The sequence below is a fragment of the Rhodoferax sp. genome (genome assembly GCF_030646845.1).
In the GTDB taxonomy this organism is placed as follows: Bacteria; Pseudomonadota; Gammaproteobacteria; order Burkholderiales; family Burkholderiaceae_C; genus Rhodoferax.
Window position 1 is genome coordinate 37473 of the sequence record NZ_JAUSLE010000086.1, and the last position, 18114, is coordinate 55586.

General features: G+C 61.5%; 18 protein-coding genes. 9 read left to right on the forward strand and 9 right to left on the reverse strand.

Annotated elements, in window-relative coordinates:
* The first annotated feature begins 193 nt into the window (after positions 1-193).
* The 4 genes from xseB (at position 194) to Q7T10_RS20260 (ending at position 4678) form a co-directional block, all read left to right on the forward strand.
* Positions 194-430, forward strand: a complete 237-nt coding sequence (gene xseB, locus Q7T10_RS20245; protein ID WP_304751630.1) for an exodeoxyribonuclease VII small subunit — start codon at positions 194-196, stop codon at positions 428-430.
* Entirely contained in the window at positions 427-1395 is a 969-nt protein-coding gene (locus tag Q7T10_RS20250; protein ID WP_370653806.1) for a polyprenyl synthetase family protein, read from the forward strand. Before xseB ends, Q7T10_RS20250 begins: the two co-directional genes overlap by 4 nt.
* A 90-nt stretch (positions 1396-1485) precedes the next feature.
* Positions 1486-3384 (forward strand): 1-deoxy-D-xylulose-5-phosphate synthase, encoded by a 1899-nt coding sequence (gene dxs / locus Q7T10_RS20255; RefSeq protein WP_304751634.1) that lies wholly within the window; start codon positions 1486-1488, stop codon positions 3382-3384.
* Positions 3385-3595: 211 nt separating this feature from the next.
* Positions 3596-4678, forward strand: a complete 1083-nt coding sequence (locus Q7T10_RS20260; RefSeq protein WP_304751635.1) for a TRAP transporter substrate-binding protein — start codon at positions 3596-3598, stop codon at positions 4676-4678.
* 175 nt (positions 4679-4853) lie between these two features.
* On the opposite strand, the gene Q7T10_RS20265 is transcribed toward Q7T10_RS20260, so the two are convergent.
* Entirely contained in the window at positions 4854-6671 is a 1818-nt protein-coding gene (locus tag Q7T10_RS20265; RefSeq protein ID WP_304751637.1) for a TRAP transporter large permease subunit, read from the reverse strand.
* Positions 6672-7274, reverse strand: coding sequence for a TRAP transporter small permease subunit (locus Q7T10_RS20270; RefSeq protein ID WP_304751638.1), 603 nt, complete (start codon positions 7272-7274; stop codon positions 6672-6674). It abuts the gene before it with no gap.
* A 218-nt stretch (positions 7275-7492) separates the two neighbouring features.
* Here Q7T10_RS20270 and senA point away from each other — a divergent pair, with 218 nt between their 5' ends.
* Positions 7493-8749, forward strand: coding sequence for a selenoneine synthase SenA (gene senA, locus Q7T10_RS20275; RefSeq protein WP_304751640.1), 1257 nt, complete (start codon positions 7493-7495; stop codon positions 8747-8749).
* Positions 8750-8811: 62 nt separating this feature from the next.
* Here the strand turns inward: senA and Q7T10_RS20280 are convergent, their stop codons facing one another.
* Both Q7T10_RS20280 and Q7T10_RS20285 read right to left on the reverse strand, forming a co-directional pair.
* Positions 8812-9282, reverse strand: coding sequence for a MarR family winged helix-turn-helix transcriptional regulator (locus Q7T10_RS20280; RefSeq protein ID WP_304751641.1), 471 nt, complete (start codon positions 9280-9282; stop codon positions 8812-8814).
* A 92-nt stretch (positions 9283-9374) separates the two neighbouring features.
* The gene (locus Q7T10_RS20285; RefSeq protein WP_304751643.1) at positions 9375-10124 is read right to left on the reverse strand and encodes a 4-hydroxy-tetrahydrodipicolinate reductase; all 750 of its coding nucleotides are present in this window, start codon (positions 10122-10124) and stop codon (positions 9375-9377) included.
* 152 nt (positions 10125-10276) lie between these two features.
* On the opposite strand from Q7T10_RS20285, the gene Q7T10_RS20290 reads away from it, so the two are divergent.
* Positions 10277-11599, forward strand: a complete 1323-nt coding sequence (locus tag Q7T10_RS20290; protein WP_304751645.1) for a chloride channel protein — start codon at positions 10277-10279, stop codon at positions 11597-11599.
* A gap of 144 nt (positions 11600-11743) precedes the next feature.
* On the opposite strand, the gene Q7T10_RS20295 is transcribed toward Q7T10_RS20290, so the two are convergent.
* Both Q7T10_RS20295 and Q7T10_RS20300 read right to left on the reverse strand, forming a co-directional pair.
* Complete coding sequence (locus Q7T10_RS20295) at positions 11744-11875, reverse strand: hypothetical protein (protein ID WP_304751647.1); 132 nt, start codon at positions 11873-11875, stop codon at positions 11744-11746.
* 40 nt (positions 11876-11915) lie between these two features.
* A complete protein-coding gene (locus Q7T10_RS20300) occupies positions 11916-13052 on the reverse strand; it encodes a substrate-binding domain-containing protein (RefSeq protein WP_304751649.1) in 1137 nt (378 codons plus the stop codon).
* Positions 13053-13102: 50 nt separating this feature from the next.
* Here Q7T10_RS20300 and Q7T10_RS20305 point away from each other — a divergent pair, with 50 nt between their 5' ends.
* The 3 genes from Q7T10_RS20305 to Q7T10_RS20315 are packed head-to-tail and all read left to right on the forward strand — an operon-like array spanning position 13103 to position 15458.
* The gene (locus tag Q7T10_RS20305; RefSeq protein WP_304751650.1) at positions 13103-13900 is read left to right on the forward strand and encodes an ABC transporter permease; all 798 of its coding nucleotides are present in this window, start codon (positions 13103-13105) and stop codon (positions 13898-13900) included.
* On the forward strand, positions 13897-14631 hold the full coding sequence (locus Q7T10_RS20310; RefSeq protein WP_304751652.1) for a phosphate ABC transporter ATP-binding protein: 735 nt from the start codon (positions 13897-13899) through the stop codon (positions 14629-14631). Before Q7T10_RS20305 ends, Q7T10_RS20310 begins: the two co-directional genes overlap by 4 nt.
* Entirely contained in the window at positions 14628-15458 is an 831-nt protein-coding gene (locus tag Q7T10_RS20315; RefSeq protein ID WP_304751653.1) for a substrate-binding domain-containing protein, read from the forward strand. The genes Q7T10_RS20310 and Q7T10_RS20315 overlap by 4 nt, the downstream gene beginning before the upstream one ends.
* 15 nt (positions 15459-15473) lie before the next feature.
* Here the strand turns inward: Q7T10_RS20315 and Q7T10_RS20320 are convergent, their stop codons facing one another.
* From Q7T10_RS20320 to modB, 3 genes are all read right to left on the reverse strand, one after another.
* Positions 15474-16220, reverse strand: a complete 747-nt coding sequence (locus tag Q7T10_RS20320; RefSeq protein ID WP_304751654.1) for a TerC family protein — start codon at positions 16218-16220, stop codon at positions 15474-15476.
* A 104-nt stretch (positions 16221-16324) separates the two neighbouring features.
* Positions 16325-17428 (reverse strand): molybdenum ABC transporter ATP-binding protein, encoded by a 1104-nt coding sequence (gene modC / locus Q7T10_RS20325; protein ID WP_304751655.1) that lies wholly within the window; start codon positions 17426-17428, stop codon positions 16325-16327.
* The gene (modB, locus tag Q7T10_RS20330; RefSeq protein WP_304751685.1) at positions 17425-18111 is read right to left on the reverse strand and encodes a molybdate ABC transporter permease subunit; all 687 of its coding nucleotides are present in this window, start codon (positions 18109-18111) and stop codon (positions 17425-17427) included. Before modB ends, modC begins: the two co-directional genes overlap by 4 nt.
* Between the last annotated feature and the right edge of the window lie 3 nt (positions 18112-18114).

The window sequence follows — 18114 nt, forward strand, 5'->3', positions numbered from 1 at the left end:
AAAGAGGGGCTTGAAGGGCAGTTACCTCGAGAGCTGCCGGACCCTGATTGTACGGCTTGCGGGGACTTCCTGCTGATGCCGGGGTCCCTTGCCTGGAGCGATCCCCCGGAGGTTTTGCCGGCGCCGTTGGCGCGTGCCGTGCCCCAGCGCCTAAAATCAGACTATTTTTGGACTCACGGAGTTATCCCGCCCTATGGCCTCTGCCCCCCCACGTCGTTTAGCGGCCCCGGCCAGTTATGAAGCCGCTCTGGAAGAGCTTGAGCTGCTGGTTGCCCGGCTGGAGTCGGGCGAACTGCCTCTGGAGCAACTGCTTGGCGGTTATCAGCGCGGGGCCGAATTGCTCAAGTTCTGTCGTGACCGGCTGGAGGCAGTCGAGGGTCAGATCAAATTGCTGGATCAGGGGGCGCTGAAAACATGGACACCCGAGTGAAAACCGCGCTTCCATTTGATTTGGGCGCCTGGAGCGCAGGGCATCTTGAAAACGTTGAGCGCGCACTTGAGCGCTGGGTGACCGCGGACGCGCCTGCCGGGGTGGACCATGGGGCACCCGCTGAGCTGGTCGAGGCCATGCGCTACGCGGTGCTCGACGGCGGCAAGCGCCTGCGCCCGCTGCTGGTGATGGCGGCTTGGGAGGCTGTACGCGGCGAGCCGTCCGTGGCTGGTCAGCACGGTGGCGCGCTGCGCACACCGCAAAATGAAGCTGCGCTGCGCGCCGCATGCGCCGTGGAACTGATTCACGCCTATTCGCTGGTGCATGACGACATGCCCTGCATGGACAACGACGTGCTGCGCCGGGGCAAGCCCACGGTGCACGTGAAATATGGCGAGGCCAGCGCCCTGCTGGCAGGTGATGCCTTGCAGGCACTGGCGTTCGAGCTGTTGACGCCCGACGATGAGCGGATGCCGGCTGACCGGCAAGCCCGCCTGTGTCGATTGCTGGCCCGGGCTGCCGGCAGTGCCGGCATGGCAGGCGGGCAGGCGATTGACCTGGCCAGCGTGGGGGTGGCCCTCACCGAGCGCCAGTTGCGTGACATGCACCGCCTCAAGACCGGTGCCCTGCTGCAGGCCAGCGTGATGATGGGCGCGGCCTGTGGCGATGCGTCGGCTGAGGCCCTGGCCGCGCTCAAGTCGTATGGCGCTGCCATTGGGCTTGCGTTTCAGGTGGTGGACGATATTCTGGATGTGACCGCCGACTCTGCGACACTGGGCAAGACAGCGGGCAAGGACGCCACCCAGGACAAGCCCACCTATGTGTCGGTGCTGGGCCTGGAGCGATCCGCCGAGCATGCACAGGAACTGCTGGCTCAGGCGCTGGCTGCGCTGGCGCAGAGTGGCTTGCCCAACACGGGGGCGCTGCAGGGCCTGGCGGACATGGTGGTGAACCGTTCCAGTTGAAACAACTGGTCAAGCGATAACAAAGATTTCAGGGAAAAAGGCCGTCAGCCCTCGTAGAATAAGCGCTGATAGCTATAAAAAACATAGCATATGTCGAACAAGTTGTATCCGTTGCTCGAAACCATCAACGACCCCGCTCAGCTGCGGCTGCTGCCGCGCGCGCAGTTGGCCACGCTGGCCGACGAACTGCGCGCCTATTTGCTCGACAGCGTCTCCAAAACCGGCGGTCACCTGAGCTCCAACCTCGGCACGGTGGAGCTCACCGTCGCCTTGCACTATGTGTTCAACACCCCGCAAGATCGTGTGGTGTGGGATGTGGGTCACCAGACCTACCCGCACAAGATCCTGACCGGACGGCGCGAGCGTATGGATACATTGCGCCAGCTGGGCGGCCTGAGCGGATTCCCGCAGCGCACCGAAAGCGACTACGACGCCTTTGGCACCGCCCATTCCAGCACCTCCATCTCGGCCGCTTTGGGCATGGCGCTGGCGGCCAAAATCAAGGGTGAAGACCGGCACGCCATAGCCGTCATCGGCGACGGTGCACTGACGGCGGGCATGGCCTTTGAGGCGCTCAACAACGCTGGCGTGGCCGAGTGCAATCTGCTGGTCATCCTGAATGACAACGACATGAGCATCAGCCCGCCGGTGGGTGCGCTCAACCGCTATCTGGCCAAGCTCATGAGTGGTCAGTTTTATGCGGCGGCCAAGAACGCGGGCAAGCATGTGCTTCAGGTGGCGCCCCCGCTGTTCGAACTGGCCAAGCGCATCGAGGAGACCGCCAAAGGCATGGTGGTACCGGCCACGTTGTTCGAGAAGTTTGGCTTCAACTACATCGGTCCGATCGACGGGCATGACCTGGACTCGCTGATCCCGACGCTGGAGAACATCAAGCACCTCAAGGGGCCGCAGTTTTTGCATGTGGTCACCAAAAAAGGGCAGGGCTACAAGCTGGCCGAGGCCGACCCGGTGGCCTACCACGGGCCCGGCAAGTTCGACCCGGCGGTTGGCCTGCAAAAACCCAGCACGCCGCCGAAGCAGACCTTCACCCAGGTGTTTGGCCAGTGGCTGTGCGACATGGCAGCGCACGACCCGCGGCTGGTGGGCATCACGCCGGCCATGCGCGAGGGCTCGGGCATGGTCGAGTTTGAAAAGCGTTTTCCGCAGCGGTACTTTGATGTCGGCATTGCCGAGCAGCACGCCGTGACCTTTGCCGCCGGCCTGGCCTGCGAGGGCCTGAAGCCGGTGGTGGCGATTTACTCCACCTTCTTGCAGCGCGCCTACGACCAGCTGATTCATGACGTCGCCATCCAGAATTTGCCGGTGGTATTTGCACTGGACCGGGCCGGCTTGGTCGGGGCCGATGGCGCCACCCATGCCGGTGCCTACGACATTCCCTACCTGCGCTGCATTCCCAATGTCAGCGTGGCTTGCCCGGCTGATGAAAACGAGTGCCGTCAGCTGCTCAGCACCGCCTTTGCACAGGATCATCCGGTGGCCGTGCGTTACCCGCGTGGCGCCGGTGCCGGGGTGGCGGTGCAGACCGGTCTGGATGCTCTGCCATTTGGTAAGGGCGAAGTGCGGCGCGCTGGCAAAGGCGTTGCCATTTTGGCGTTTGGCACGCTGCTGTACCCGGCGCTGGAAGCGGCGCAGGCGCTCAATGCCACGGTCGTCAACATGCGTTGGGCGAAGCCGCTCGATATCGAGCTGCTGCTCAAGGTAGCGGCTGAGCACGAAGGCCTGGTGACGATCGAAGAAGGCGCCATCATGGGTGGCGCCGGCAGCGCCGTGAGTGAGGCGCTGAACGCGGCGGGGGTGCTCAAGCCGCTGCTGCAGTTGGGACTGCGTGACGAGTTCATCGAACACGGTGATCATTTGAGACTGCTGGCCTTGCAGGGGCTGGATGCGTTCGGAATCGAGGCCTCGATCCGTCAACGTTTCGAGGCCTCGCTGCCTGGACATCGGATTGCACTCAAGGTTGTGGCCTGAAATAAATTCACTGCTTGAGTGAATCAGTTGTGATGGCCGGCGCCGGTAGCTTGCGGTTTCCTGAAAACCGTCGATTTGCATGGATTCTCGAGGGAAAACCCCCACGCCGGCAGTCATGCAGGTTCCTACAATCCGGGGTGACTCTTATAAGTCATCGTTGTGCATACCCGCACAACGAGATGTTCAATCAAAAACCACTGGAGTGAACCTAATGGATCGTCGTTCCGTAATCAAGCACGCAGGCATTGCCGGCGTTCTGGCCGCTGGTGCGGCCCCCGCCGCTCACGCTCAGGGCGCAGCTATTCGCTGGCGCCTGGCTTCGAGTTTCCCCAAAGCCCTGGACACCATTTTTGGTGCCGCTGATGACTTTGCAAAAAAAGTGGGTGAAATGTCCGGTGGCAAGTTCACCATCACCACCCATGCCGGTGGCGAGTTGATGCCCGCATTTGGCGTGGTGGATGGCGTGCAAAACGGTACTGTGGAAATGGCCCACACCGCCCCTTACTATTTCCATGGCAAGGACGAGACTTTTGCCCTGGGTTGTGCCATTCCTTTCGGCCTGAACAGCCGCCAGATGACCGCCTGGATGTACCAGGGCAATGGCGGCAAGCTCATGCGCGAGTTCTATGCCAAGTTCAACATCGTGAACTTCCCGATGGGTAACACAGGTGCCCAAATGGGTGGCTTCTACCGCAAGGAAATCAAGTCCGTCAAAGACATCAAGGGCATGAAATTCCGCGTGGGTGGCTTTGCTGGCCGCGTGTTTGAGCGCATGGGCGGTGTTCCCCAGAACATTCCTGGCGGCGAGATCTACACGGCGCTGGAAAAAGGCACCATTGACGCCGCCGAGTGGGTGGGTCCGTATGACGACCAGAAGCTGGGCTTGAACAAGGTCGCTCCGTTCTATTACTACCCTGGCTGGTGGGAGGGTGGTCCCCAGCTCGACCTGTTTGTCAATGACAAGGCCTTCAACAGCCTGTCGGCTGAGAACAAGGTCATCATCGAAGCGGCTGCCGCTTTCGCTCACACCGAAATGCAGGCCAAGTACGATGCCAAGAACCCCGCCGCACTCAAGCAGCTGGTTGGCGCTGGCACCAAGGTGTTGCCGTTCCCCAAGGATGTGCTGGACCTGGCCTTCAAAGAATCCATGGCCCTGTACGGCGAGATCAGTGCCAAGAACCCGAACTGGAAAAAAGTGTACGACGACTACTCTGCGTTCCGCAAAGAGCAGAACCTGTGGTTCCGTTTCACTGAAGCGCGCTTCGACAGCTTCATGCAAGCGCAGAAACTGTAATCAGGCTCACGCTGCATCTGAAAACCCCGCTTCGGCGGGGTTTTTTTTCGGCCAGACCAATGTTCGATGAGGTTCTGAATGAAGGATCTGTCCACGCGATAGTGGCCGCGTGACAGGCGTAAAAAAGGGCCCGAAGGCCCTTGCTTGCTGGTGGACAAGAAACGCCGGCTGGCGTCTACTTTTTGCTGTCCTTTTTGGCGTCTTCCATCAGCGCTTTCATGGGGTCGTCCGCCTCGCCGCCTTTGTCTTCGGACGCTGCGGGTTGTTCCAGGCTGCTTTGGTCTGTATTCGCCGCAGGATCGACGGGTTCATCCATCGCGGGCATTTGCAGTTGCTGCATGATCTGCTCGGCACTCAGCGCTTCGACTTTCTCAATGCCACCGGTGACCAGCACTGGAAACACAATCACCGCGGTCACCATGATCAGCTGCAAGCAGATAAATGCGATCGAGCCCTTGTAGATCTCGCTGGTCTTTACCGATGGAATCAGTTTGCCAGTGACCCGGTCCTTGTAGTCAAACTTGGCGGCCACGCTGCGCAGGTAAAACAGGGCGAAACCGAACGGTGGCGTCAAAAACGAGGTTTGCAGGTTCATGGCAATGATCACGCCGAACCAGATCATGGCCTGGTCAGCCGTCATGCCCGGCACCAGACCCGGGAGAATTTTTTCCGCGACCGGGGCCAGAATCGGAATGACGATGAAGGCAATCTCAAAGAAGTCAATGAAGCAGCCCAGAATGAATACCAGGATGTTCACCACGATCAGAAAACCCCAGGCGCCGCCGGGAATGCCCTTGAACAGATGCTCCACCCAGATGTGACCATCGGCCGCATTGAAGGTAAAGCTGAATACGGTGGAACCAATCAGGATGAACAACACAAACGAGGCCAGCTTGGCCGTATTTTCCAGCGCCTGCTTGGTCAGTGACATGCTCAGTCGCCGCTTGACCATGGCCAGGATCAGCGCACCCAGCGCCCCCATGGCACCGCCCTCGGTGGGCGTCGCGACGCCCAGAAAAATCGTACCCAGCACCAGAAAAATCAGGATCAGGGGCGGCATCAGCACAAACGTGACCTGCTCAGCCAGCCTGGAGAGCAGGTGCATCCTGGTGACGTGGTTGATGATGGCCAGCGCCAGACCCGTGAGTGAGGCCAGCGTCAGCGACAGGATGACGATCTCATCGCCCGGCGAAGCGGTGGCGCGCTCCAGCCAGCGTGTCATCAGGCCGTTATGGACCTGCGACCAGCCGTAGCCCACGGCGCCACAGATCAGAACCAGCACCAGCAACGAACGGTGGCCGGATTTGCCGTTGTCTTCCTTGAACAGCAGGGCCTCCGGCGGCAGCGCCGGGACCATCTTTGGCTTGAAGATGGCCACGACCACAATGAACAGGATGTACAGGCCTACCAGCAACAGGCCCGGAATCAGGGCGCCGGAGTACATGTCGCCCACGGAGCGACCCAACTGGTCCGCCAGCACAATCAGCACCAGCGATGGCGGAATGGCTTGCGCCAGCGTGCCCGAGGCGGTGATGGTGCCGGTGGCGATGGTGCGGCTGTAACCGTAGCGCAGCATCACCGGCAGCGAGATCAGACCCATGGAGATCACTGCAGCAGCGACCACCCCCGTCGTGGCCGCCAGCAGCGCGCCTACCAGAATCACTGCAATGGCGACACCGCCACGTACCGGACCAAACACCTGGCCCACAGTTTCGAGCAGATCCTCGGCCATGCCGCTTCGCTCGAGAATGATGCCCATGAATGTGAAGAAGGGAATGGCCAGCAAAGTGTCGTTTTGCATGATGCCAAAAATGCGCAGGGGCAGCGCCTGAAACATGGCCCCTGGAAAGATGCCGGCCTCAATGCCGACAAAGCCAAAGAACAGCCCGCAGGCGGCCAGGCCAAACGCCACCGGAAACCCGGTCAGCAACAGGGCAAACAGCCCGCAGAACATCAGAGGCACAAACTGTTGTGCCAGAAAAGTGGTTTGCATTTATTTGTCTCCGGCCAGCAGGCGTGCGGTTTGAGCTTCGAGCTCTTCGAGCTTCTTTTGATCGTCGGACTTGGCGTCTTCGCCTTCAAGGACATCCGGGCCGTTCCCCGTCAGGAAGGCGATCCGCTTGATCAGCTCCGAAATGCCTTGCAGCATCAGCAGGGCGAAGCCGGCAGGAATCAGCACATAGGCCGGCCAACGCATTAGCCCTCCCGCGTTTTGCGACATTTCGCCACTGGCCAGCGCCTGGGTGAAGAAGGGCCAGCCCAAGCGAAGCATGATGACGCAAAAGGGAATCAGCACCACCAAAATGCCGACCACGTCGATCCAGTTGCGGGTGCGGTGGCTCAGCTTGGAGGAAATGAAGTCGATGCGAACGTGCGAGTTTTTCAGCAAGCCGTAACCCGCACCCAGCATGAAGACAGCCGCAAACAGGTACCACTGGATTTCCAGCATGCTGTTGGAGCTGATGTTAAATATCTTTCGCATGAGCGCATTGCCAGCGCTGATCAGGGTGGTGACCAGGATCAGCCACATGGTAAGTTTGCCAACCCCGGTGCTGATCTTGTCGATCAGACGGGACAGTGAGAGAAGAGGGGTCATGACGTCTCCATTTATTTTGTAACTGGCAGGGCTGAGAGGCCGTTGGTGGGGTTGGACGCCCGTTTGATGGTGAGCGATTTTAGATCCTTGAGGTTAACGCCTCGTGACTGAGAAATACCTGACGATCTTGCGTTTTGCCCTAGGGTAAATACCAGTGCAACCAGCCTGGGAAAATTAGCCCTCGGGGCGTGTGGGGGACAATAATGAAATCCACCACCATGCACAAAACCAGCAGCACCTCCATTGACTCACCCGACATGCGCCGTGCCGGGCGTGGCGTGCTGTCGCTGGCACTGATGGATGCACGCAATCACACGCTGCACTTGCTGTCGCAATACGAGCAGTCGCTGGGCGCGGATTGGCCTCTGGTGCCGATGCTCCCCGAACTCAACCCGCCCTTGTGGGAACTGGGGCATGTAGGCTGGTTCCAGGAGTGGTGGATCGGTCGCAACCTGCAACGACAGCTTGGCCGCCGGTGCGACCCGGCGGTGACCCGGCTGGCGTCAATCGAGCCGCAGGCGGACCGGTGGTGGAATTCATCCCAGGTAGCGCACGACAGCCGTTGGGCGCTGGATCTGCCGGATCTCGCCAGCATCAAGACCTATCTGCTCGACACCCTGGAGTCCACCCTTGAGTTGCTGGAGAAAGCACCGGACGAGGATGATGCGCTGTATTTTTACCGGCTGGCGCTGTTTCATGAGGACATGCATGGCGAGGCCCTGATTTACATGGCGCAGACGCTGGGCTTGCCGCTGAGCCTGAACATGCCTGGCGCGGCCCCGGTGCGCGAACCTCTGCTGGTGCCCGCGATGCGCTGGCAGCTCGGTATCGGTGAAGGCGGGGCGGAACACGGTGGATTCACCTTCGACAACGAGCGCCCGATGCACGAGGTTCAGGTGCCAGAGTTCGAGATTGACGCGCAGGTGGTGAGCTGGGCGCAGTTTGTCGAGTTTGTGGATGACGGTGGTTACGACCGCCCCGAGCTGTGGCAGCCGCAGGGCTGGCAATGGTTGCAGGACAAGGCCGAAGGGGAGGGCCGCCGTGGCCCGCGCTACGTGGAACAGATCGGCGTTGCCAGTGGCGCCGTGATGCAGACCCGTTTTGGAACCCCCCGGCGCATGCTGGGTGGTCAGCCCGTCATGCATGTGACCTGGTGGGAGGCGGACGCGTGGTGTCGCTGGGCCGGCCGGCGCTTGCCCGCCGAGGTGGAGTGGGAGGCGGCAGCACACCATGCCGCGCGGCGCGGCTTCCGCTGGGGTGATGTCTGGGAATGGACGGGCACCACTTTGCGGCCCTACCCTGGGTTTTCTGCAGATCCTTACCGCGATTATTCAGAGCCGTGGTTTGGCACGCACAAAGTATTGCGTGGGGCGTCGTTTGCCACCCGTGCCCGCATGAAAAATCCGAAATATCGAAATTTCTTTTTGCCCGGGCGAGACGATATTTTTTGCGGCTTCAGGTCCTGCGCCCTGTAGCCAGTGCGACCCGCACATAGCCCCCTCGATGCCGCGATGCCGTGCCGGCGCCGACAGTCAACTCAGAGCTGCGCCAGTGGAATGCCGCCAGCCTGCTCATCGGCCTTGAGCAGGGCAATCAATTCGCCCAGATCCTGATCCAGCCGCAACAAAGTCTCGGCTGGAAGCCGGTCGAGCGCCACTGGCAATACGCCCTCAAATGGGCCCGGCACCTGCGCCAGCACGGCCAGCCCGGCCGGCAGTACATGGAGCTGCACATTGCGCCGGTCCTCGGGTGCCTTGTTCATGCTGATCAGCTCTTTTCGCTGCAGTGTCTTGACAAGGTTGCTGGCGGTGGACTGATGAACGTCCATGTGTTTGGCCAGCATCCCCATGCCGATACCCGGATGATCCCTGACCACGCTCAATGCCCAGACCTGCGCACCGCCCAGATTCACCTGCTTCTCGACCTGCTGAAAATGGCTGCGTACCGCATTGAACACCACGCGAAAGCGCCGCAGCACCCGCACGTTGCTGGCTGGCTGGCTATCCATTGGGGGTTCTGGTCGCATATTTTGATCGTCAGGTAACAACATGCATCGCATGATAGTGCGCCCGGCCTGGCGGGCGATTCCAGCAAAGGAATTCAGGCCTCGGCCAGCAACTGGCTGCGTACCTTGCGCATCATCAGGTCCTCAAAGGTATAGAAACCTTTGTCGCAAGTGGTCAGTTCACTCAGGGCAAAAGCGGCTCCGGTGCCAAACGCCTTGCGCTGTATCGAGTTGTGAATGATGCGAACCGTCTGGTAGGGAAAGCCGAAAATCACCTCATGGTGGCCCACAATGCCGCCCAGCCGCAACGACGTGATGCGCTGGTCGTCGATGTCGAGGCTGTCGGCAATTTTTCGGGCGGTGCCCGAGACTTCGGGCTTGTCGCGAAAGTGTTGCTCCAGGATCTCGACATCGGCAAATGGCGCAATCGTGCGCAGCAGCCGCGCCGCCAGAATCAGGAAATTGATGCCTACGGTCATGTTGGGCGAGCACAGGACCCGCGTGTCAGCGCCGAGGCTGCGAACGTAGTCGAGCTCCTTCTCACTGTAGGCGGAGATGGCGCTGACCAGCATGAGCTGACGCTTGCGCACTTCCTCGCCATAGACGAAGACAGCGTCGGCACCTGAAAAATCGACCAGTGCGTCGACTGGATGGGTGTCCAGCCAGTCGCCCAGCGCCACATTGTTCAGCCCGATGACCGGGATGTCGCTATCGGGCAAAGTCTCCGCCGAGTGGGGTGCGGTGCGGCGGGCAACCCAGCACAATTCAAACCTTGGGTCGTGGCGAAGCACTTCTGCCACCGCCTTGCCGGCCTTGCCGTAACCCATGACACCGACTTTGATCATGACTGTCTCCTTTTTCGTGAATGCCACTTCCGCCAATCCGTTTTGACGATTACATTTGGTGCAATATACCAAATTACATTTGTTGCAATGTATTTCCAAAAATCAATCCGGTTCGCAGCAATGCGCAAGCTCATTCAGAACGAGCGCACCGCATGAACCTGCATTCCCCTGTTTTCTCGGCGATCCGGCAGGAACTCCAGGACTGGCGTTTGTGGACCGGTCGAGGGGTGGTCCTGGCTTTTGCCGCGCTGGCCGGCTTGACCGTGGTGGCCTTCACCTGGATGACCGAACAGGCGATCGGGTATTTCGTTGCATTTCAAAAGGGAATCTGGTGGGGGCCGTTGCTGTGGATACCCGCCTCGACGGCGGCCATCGTCTGGCTGACGCGCCGATTTGCACCTGGGGCGGCCGGCTCCGGCATACCGCAGGTCATGGCGGCGCTGTCGCCTGCCGTGTCCAGGAGTGAGCGCAACCTCTTTGTCTCCATCAGGTTGACGGTCGCCAAGATGCTGCTCACGACCTGGGGCTTGCTCGCCGGTCTGTCGCTGGGTCGGGAGGGTCCGTCGGTGCAAATTGCCGCTGGCGTGATGCACCATGCCCGGCGCTGGTTGCCGGTCAAGTCCCAGATTTCGGAGCACGGCTTGATGATGGCCGGTGGCGCGGCGGGTATTGCCGCTGCCTTCAACACGCCACTGGGCGGCGTGATGTTTGCCATCGAGGAGCTGTCGCGCAAGCCCGAGCAGCGTAGCAGCGGCCTGCTGCTGGCGGCCATTGTGCTCGGGGGCCTGATGGCGGTCTCGGTCTATGGCAACGCCACTTACTTTGGCGTGATCCGGGTCGAAAACCTCAGTATGGCGCTGCTGCTGCCGGGCCTGGCTGTCGCCGTGTGCAGCGGCTTGGCGGGGGGACTGTTTGCCCGGCTGTTGGTGATGTCATTGGCGGGCGGATCGGGCGATTGGTTCAGCCGCGTTCGCCGCAAGGCACCGGTGCGCTTTGCGGCGGCCTGCGGGCTGGCCATCGCGGTCCTGGGGGTAGTCAGCCATGGCGACACTTATGGCAGTGGTTATACCCACACCCGAGAAATGCTGGAGGGCAACGGCGAGGCGTCCCCCTTGTATGTGCTGCTCAAATTTGTCGCCACCTGGCTCACCACCTGGGCCGGAGTGCCGGCCGGGATTTTCGCGCCGTCGCTGGCCATTGGCGGGGCATTGGGCAACGATATCGCCCAGTTGACCGCGTACGCGAATGCGCCCACGCTCATAGCGCTCGGGATGGCCGGTTTTCTGGCCGCGGTGACACAAGCCCCGCTGACCGCCTTCATCATCGTCATGGAAATGGTGGACGGCCATGCGCTGGTGTTGAGCTTGATGGCCACCGCGCTGGTCGCCAGCGGCGTCTCGCGCCTGATCAGTGCGCCCCTGTACACCTCGCTGGCTGAACTGCAACTGCAGCGCCTGCCGGCGCGGCAGACATAAAAAAGGAGCCCCGAAGGGCTCCAAGCTCGAGTCGTTGAACCCGTCGCTGAACAGGAACAACGGTTTATTGTATTTGATCAAATGTAATTGGTGCCAGAGGGATTTCCCTGAGTGTTTGGATTTGCCTTTTTTGGCGCCCAGCTGTCAGCGCAAGATCAGAACCGGTACTTCACTCAGCCAGGTGCGCACCCGACCCTCGGCATCCAGACGCCGGTCAATGCGTCGTACCGTGCCCACTTTGCGCACAAAGAAGCTGCCCGACAGCGGTACGCCCACAAACGCGCCCTTGGCCTGGGCGTGCCGGGCAAGCGGGGGCTCAGGAAAAAGGCTGAACCTTCGGATGGGTTTTTTCCCTGCGGTAGTCCCACCAGGGCAGCACCCGGCGCATGGACAGAATTTCCCCGCTCTGCCGGGCCGAGTGGCCGGGAATCGATGCAACTTCATCTTGCCATGCCTGTGTCTTCAGCAGGTTCAGCAGGGCCTCGATGCCGGGTTGCGCCAGGGCTGACTTAAGGCAAACCAGGTGATAGCGTTCATCAGCCAGGGGCACAAAGTCCAGACCGGCGCGCTGCGCCGCTGCCGCAATGCCGAGCCCCGCGTCTGCTTGCCCGGCGGCCACGGCATGGGCCACGGCCGCGTGCGAAGGCTCGGTGTGTGTGTAGCCTGTGATGTCGGTGGCAGCCAGCCCCGCCTGGGTGAGCAGTTCGTCCAGCACCACGCGTGTGCCGGTGCCCAGGGCGCGATTGGCAAAGCGGGCGCGCTGGCGCGCAACGTCTGCCAGTGAATGCAGCCCCAGCGGGTTGCCTTTGGCCACCATCAGACCCTGGGTGCGCTGCGCGAAACCGATGATCTTGTGCTGGCCGGGTCGCAGCAGTGGCTTGTAGGTGCGCTCGGTCAGCGTTTTGTTGCCGGTGTTCTGCAGCGTGTGAAAGCCCGCCATCACGCAGCGCCCTTCATTCAGTGCGCGAATCGCGTCCACGCTGCCGGTAAAGCGAATATCCAGGTGCAGCGCGCTGTGGCCCTGCTCCCTGGCTTGCCTGAGCGCGTGTTCGCGCAGGGCCGAGAGGGCGTCATCGTGGCTGGCGTAGAGCGTGACCACATGCACGGAATCATCAAATGCCTGGGCAAAGCTGCGCTCCAGTTCGCCGCGCAGCGCTTCGATCTGCGGCGCCAGCCGGGCCTGTGCCTGGCGTTCTGCCCACATCAGCTTGGCGCCAAATTCAGTCAGGTGGGCCGATTGGCCCTTCTCCCACACCACCAGTTCATTGCCCAGTTCGCCTTCCCAGCGTTTGAGTTCGCCCCATACGTGGCGGTAGCTCAGGCCGAGCGCCCGCGCGCCCGCCGAGATCGAGCCTTGTGCACTGACGGCCTGCAGCAAGTCGATCAGGGGGTTGCGTACCAGGGCCGGGCTGCTGTTGCGCGAGAGGGTGTAGTGGAACTGGAGCCTATGCACGGCGTTTCATATCGCTGGTAATTGAATCGGTGGCTACGATACCGCAACTTATGAATTCAATGACGGATAGCGTGGCGACCGCGCTGCAACTCATCATCTCGCTTGACTCTGGCCTGCTCGCCATCGTCGGCCGCTCGCTGGCGGTCAGCGCCACGGCATGCCTCATGGCCTGCATGCTGGGACTGGTTCTGGGGGCCTGGCTGGGTGTGGCCCGGTTTGCAGGTCGCGGTGTGGTGCTGACGCTGCTCAATACCTTTCTGGCCATCCCGTCGGTAGTGGTGGGGCTGGTGATTTATTTGCTGCTGTCGCGCACGGGACCCCTGGGTTTTCTGGGCTGGCTTTTTTCCTTCAAGGCCATGGTGCTGGCGCAGGCCGTGCTGGTGCTGCCCGTGGTCACCGCGTTGACGCGTCAGACGGTGGAAGACGCTGAAAACATACACGGCGAGCAATTGCGTTCCCTGGGCGCGCGGCCCTTGATGCGCAGCCTGCTGCTGGCCTGGGACGAGCGCTACGCGTTGCTCACGGTCATGATCGCGTCGTTCGGCCGGGCCGTGTCTGAAGTGGGCGCGGTGATGATCGTGGGCGGTAATATTGACGGCTTTACCCGTGTCATGACCACCGCCATCGCCCTGGAAACCAGCAAGGGCGACCTGCCATTGGCGCTGGGCCTGGGCTTGATATTGTTGAGCGTGGTGCTGATCCTGAATGTGCTGATTGCTGTGGTGCGGCGCTGGCGCGAGCGCTCTGAAATCAAGGAAACAGCCGCTGAGGCAAGCCATGCTGCCCTACGCGATGGACGCAGCGCTTCGGCCAAGGCCGCGGTGGGTCCGCTGGAGGTCTCGTCTTGAAGCCGGTGTTTCAACTCGCTGGCGCCAGTGTGCATTTTGGACGTCCGGCCACGGCGGTGCGCGCCCTGACGGATGTCACGCTCACGATTGCGCCTGGCGAACGGGTGGCGCTGGTGGGGGCCAACGGCTGTGGCAAGAGCACCTTGTTGCGTCTGCTGCATGGTCTGGCCAGGTCCACCGCAGGCCAGGTGGCGCACGACCCGGACGCCCGGCAAGCCATGCTGTTTCAGCGGCCCCATCTGTTGCGCATGTCGGTGCAGGGCAATATTGCCCTGGGGCTGTGGCTGCGTGGAACACCCTGGGTTGACGCCCGTGTGCAGGCCCTGGCCGCACTGGCTCGGGTTGGTCTGGAAGACCTGGCCATGCGCCCGGCGCGCAAGCTCTCGGGTGGACAGCAGCAGCGTGTGGCGCTGGCGCGGGCCTGGGCCATCAATCCGCAGGTGCTGCTGCTGGACGAGCCCACCGCCAGCCTTGACCCTCATGCCAAACGAGAGGTGGAAGCGCTGATTGAGGAGTTTTCAAATCAAGCTCGCACGGACCCGTCTTCGCATATGACGTTGGTGTTTGCCAGCCACAACCTGGGTCAGGTCAAGCGCCTCGCCAGCCGGGTGATCTACCTGGAACACGGCCGCGTACTCGCCGATCTGCCGGTCCATGATTTTTTTGGCGGACCGCTGTTGCAGACGCATTACCCGGCGGCCCATTTGTTTGTCAAAGGCGAAACTGCATGAAGAAATATATGTCTTTTAGGTCTCTAGCCCTCGTCAAATATGCGCTGACAGCTACTATTTTTGTAGCATCTGTGCATGCCCAGGCGCAATCCATCGTGATGGCGTCCACCACGTCCACCGAGCAATCAGGCCTATTTTTCCACCTGCTGCCCGAGTTCAAGAAGGCCAGCGGCCTCGATGTGAAGGTGGTGGCGCTGGGCACGGGCCAGGCCCTGGACATGGGCCGCCGCGGCGATGCCGACGTGTTGTTCGTGCATGACCAGGTGGCCGAGGAGAAAATCATCGCCGACGGTTTCGCCGTCAAACGCTATCCCGTGATGTACAACGACTTCGTGCTGATCGGCCCGGCCGCAGACCCGGCCAAGACCCGGGGCAAGGACATCCTGGAAGCGCTCAAAAAGCTGTCAGCCTCCAATACCGGCTTTATCTCGCGCGGCGACAAGAGCGGTACGCACGCGGCCGAGTTGCGGTACTGGAAATTGGCCGGTGTGCAAGATGTCAAAGGTGCTGGCTACAAGGAATGCGGTTGCGGCATGGGCCCGGCGCTCAATATTGCCTCCAGCAGCGGCGCCTATGTGCTGGCCGATCGTGGCACCTGGCTGAGTTTCAAGAACCGGGGCGATCTGACGGTGCTGGTCGAAGGCGACACGCGCCTGTTCAACCAGTACGGCGTGATGGTGGTCAACCCGGCCAAACATCCGCATGTGAAGGCAGCTGACGCCCAGAAGTTTGTGGACTGGGTGGTGTCAGCGCCAGGGCAGGCGGCGATTGCCAGCTATAAGATTGGTGGCGAGCAGCTATTCTTCCCCAACGCCGCGAAACCGTGACTTGCGCCTCTACTTTCAAGCGTTCGTTTTGAGGGCAAGCCGCTTGGTGCGGGCGCGGATGTTCAAGGCTTCAACCCCGAGGGAAAACAGCATCGCGGTGTAAACGTAGGCTTTGGGCACATGCACGTCAAAAGCCTCCGCGACCAGCAGGGTGCCCACCATGGTCAGGAACGCCAGCGCCAGCACCTTGATCGATGGGTGCCTGTCCACAAATTCACCAATGGGTTTTGCGGCGAACATCATCACGGCTACCGATGCAATCACCGCGGCCACCATGACGCCGATGTTGTCGACCATGCCGACCGCGGTAATCACCGAGTCCAGCGAAAAGACAATGTCGACGATGCCAATTTGAACAATCGTTCCCCAAAACACGTTGGCGCCGGTCTTGACGGAGTCCGCGCCGGCGCTGACCTCTTTGGGCTGGTGTGCTTCGACCTCCAGAAAGATCTCGTGCGAGGCCTTGTAAAGCAAAAATAATCCCCCGCCCAGCAGAATCAGGTCACGACCGCTGATCTCTTGCCCCACTATCGAAAACAGCGGGGTGGTGAGCGTCATCACCCACGCCAGACTGAAGAGCAGCGCGATACGCGACACCATCGCAAACCCAAGCCCGAGACGACGTGCCAGGTCACGCTTTTCCTGCGGCAGGCGTCCCACCAGAATGCTGATGAAAATGATGTTGTCGATGCCAAGCACAATTTCCAGCGCAGCGAGCATGAAAAAGGCGATCCAGATATTCGGGTCAAGCAAGATGTCCATGAGGCACTTCAGCAGTTTGGAAACCGGCGAGTCTAAGGCGGTCGCGGCAAGTGGTCGTGCTGACGGTGCGGGAATCCACAGGCCTTAAAAGGCCTATTTGGATGTCAGGGCCCCAGAATTGCCACGCCCTTGACCTGGGCGTAGACGGTCCGTCCCGCGACCAGCCCAAGTGAGGCGACCGATTTTTGGGTGATTCTGGCCAGCAGGGGCGTGCCACCCGCATCCAGTCTCACCATGACCTGCCCGGGGCTGTCGTTCGACAAGGCGACCACCGTCACCGGCAGGATATTCAGAATGCTGGTGCCGGTTTGTGGCTCCAGCGTCAGGCTCACATCGCGCGCCTGCACGCGAATGCGAAGGGGCTGGCCCACCGCCATGGTCTGCTGGGGTACGCACAAGCGGCCACCGGCGAAGTCGGCCACGCTCAGATGGTAGACCGGTTCATGGCTGCTGATGTTCGCGTGGATCACGGCGCCCGCGGTGTCGCCGTGCGCCAGCGAAAGATCAAGCCGTGTCATTAATTCGGCTGTAGGACCGCTCGCGACAACCCGCCCTGCTTCCAGCAACACCAGATGGTCCGCCAGCCGCGCCACCTCGTCCAGCGCATGACTCACGTACAGCACCGGTATGTCGAGCTCATGGTGAAGCTGTTCCAGGTAGGGCAGGATCTCGGCCTTGCGCTGGGCGTCCAGCGCGGCCAGAGGCTCGTCCATGAGCAAAATACGCGGGCTGGTGGCCAGGGCGCGGGCAATGGCTACGCGCTGGCGCTCGCCGCCGGAGAGCGTGCCAGGTTGCCGATCCATCAGGTGCCCGATGCCGAGCAGGGCCACCGCCCGATCCAGCGAGACACGGCGCTGCGCTGCGGGAACCCGCGTCAGGCCATAAGCCAGGTTCTGCGCGACACTGAGGTGGGTGAACAGATTGGCATCCTGGAACACATAGCCAAGTGCGCGCTGGTGCACCGGCACAGACACGCCCTTGGCATCGTCCTGCCAGACTTCCTCGTTCACGGCCACATAGGCCATAACGCCCGGCGTGCTGCGCTCCAGCCCGGCAATAGCGCGCAGGCAACTGGTCTTGCCCGAACCCGACGGGCCAAACAGAGCGGTGATGCCACGGCCTGCCAGGTCGAGGTCAACATCAAGTTCAAAGCCGGAGTAGTTGAGCTTGAATCGCGCACGGATCCGGTTGGCGGACGAGGCGCTCATCGGCCAGGACCCCATTTACGCCGTCCGGTGGGGTTAAAGACGTAAAGCGCCAGCAGCACGGCAAACGAGAACAGCACCATGCCGGCTGCCAGCCAGTGCGCCTGCGTGTATTCCAGGGCTTCCACGTGGTCGTAAATCTGCACCGACACGACACGGGTTTTGTCCGGGATGTTGCCGCCAATCATCAGCACCACACCGAATTCGCCGACCGTGTGGGCAAAACCCATCACCGTGGCGGTGAGATAGCCGGGCCGGGCCAGCGGCAAGACGACGCTGAAAAAGATATCCATTGGCGAGGCGCGCAGGGTGGCTGCTGCCTCCAGCGGGCGCTCGCCGATGGCTTCAAAGGCATTCTGCAGCGGTTGCACCACAAAGGGCAGCGAATAAAACACCGAGCCCACGACCAGGCCGGCAAACGTGAAAGGCAACAGGCCCAGCCCCAGGGATTGGGTGATTTGTCCCACCGGCCCCTGCGGCCCCATGACCACCAGCAGGTAGAACCCGATCACCGTGGGCGGCAAAACAATAGGCAAGGCCACCAGCGCACCCACCGGGCCCTTGAGCCAGGAGCGTGTGCGTGCCAGCCACCAGGCCAGCGGCGTGCCGAGCAGCAGCAACAACAGCGTCGTGAGGCCGGCGAGCTTGAGCGTGAGCGCGATCGCGTCCCAATAGACCCCGGGCATTAC

What these genes read in the sequence shown, in the direction of transcription:
- xseB (WP_304751630.1), top strand. Translation starts at nt 194, where the DNA reads ATGGCCTCTGCCCCCCCACGTCGTTTAGCGGCCCCGGCCAGTTATGAA.
- dxs (WP_304751634.1), top strand. Translation starts at nt 1,486, where the DNA reads ATGTCGAACAAGTTGTATCCGTTGCTCGAAACCATCAACGACCCCGCT.
- Q7T10_RS20260 (WP_304751635.1), top strand. Translation starts at nt 3,596, where the DNA reads ATGGATCGTCGTTCCGTAATCAAGCACGCAGGCATTGCCGGCGTTCTG.
- Q7T10_RS20265 (WP_304751637.1), bottom strand. Translation starts at nt 6,671, where the DNA reads ATGCAAACCACTTTTCTGGCACAACAGTTTGTGCCTCTGATGTTCTGC.
- Q7T10_RS20270 (WP_304751638.1), bottom strand. Translation starts at nt 7,274, where the DNA reads ATGACCCCTCTTCTCTCACTGTCCCGTCTGATCGACAAGATCAGCACC.
- senA (WP_304751640.1), top strand. Translation starts at nt 7,493, where the DNA reads ATGCACAAAACCAGCAGCACCTCCATTGACTCACCCGACATGCGCCGT.
- Q7T10_RS20280 (WP_304751641.1), bottom strand. Translation starts at nt 9,282, where the DNA reads ATGGATAGCCAGCCAGCCAGCAACGTGCGGGTGCTGCGGCGCTTTCGC.
- Q7T10_RS20285 (WP_304751643.1), bottom strand. Translation starts at nt 10,124, where the DNA reads ATGATCAAAGTCGGTGTCATGGGTTACGGCAAGGCCGGCAAGGCGGTG.
- Q7T10_RS20290 (WP_304751645.1), top strand. Translation starts at nt 10,277, where the DNA reads ATGAACCTGCATTCCCCTGTTTTCTCGGCGATCCGGCAGGAACTCCAG.
- Q7T10_RS20305 (WP_304751650.1), top strand. Translation starts at nt 13,103, where the DNA reads ATGAATTCAATGACGGATAGCGTGGCGACCGCGCTGCAACTCATCATC.
- Q7T10_RS20315 (WP_304751653.1), top strand. Translation starts at nt 14,628, where the DNA reads ATGAAGAAATATATGTCTTTTAGGTCTCTAGCCCTCGTCAAATATGCG.
- Q7T10_RS20320 (WP_304751654.1), bottom strand. Translation starts at nt 16,220, where the DNA reads ATGGACATCTTGCTTGACCCGAATATCTGGATCGCCTTTTTCATGCTC.
- modC (WP_304751655.1), bottom strand. Translation starts at nt 17,428, where the DNA reads ATGAGCGCCTCGTCCGCCAACCGGATCCGTGCGCGATTCAAGCTCAAC.
- modB (WP_304751685.1), bottom strand. Translation starts at nt 18,111, where the DNA reads ATGCCCGGGGTCTATTGGGACGCGATCGCGCTCACGCTCAAGCTCGCC.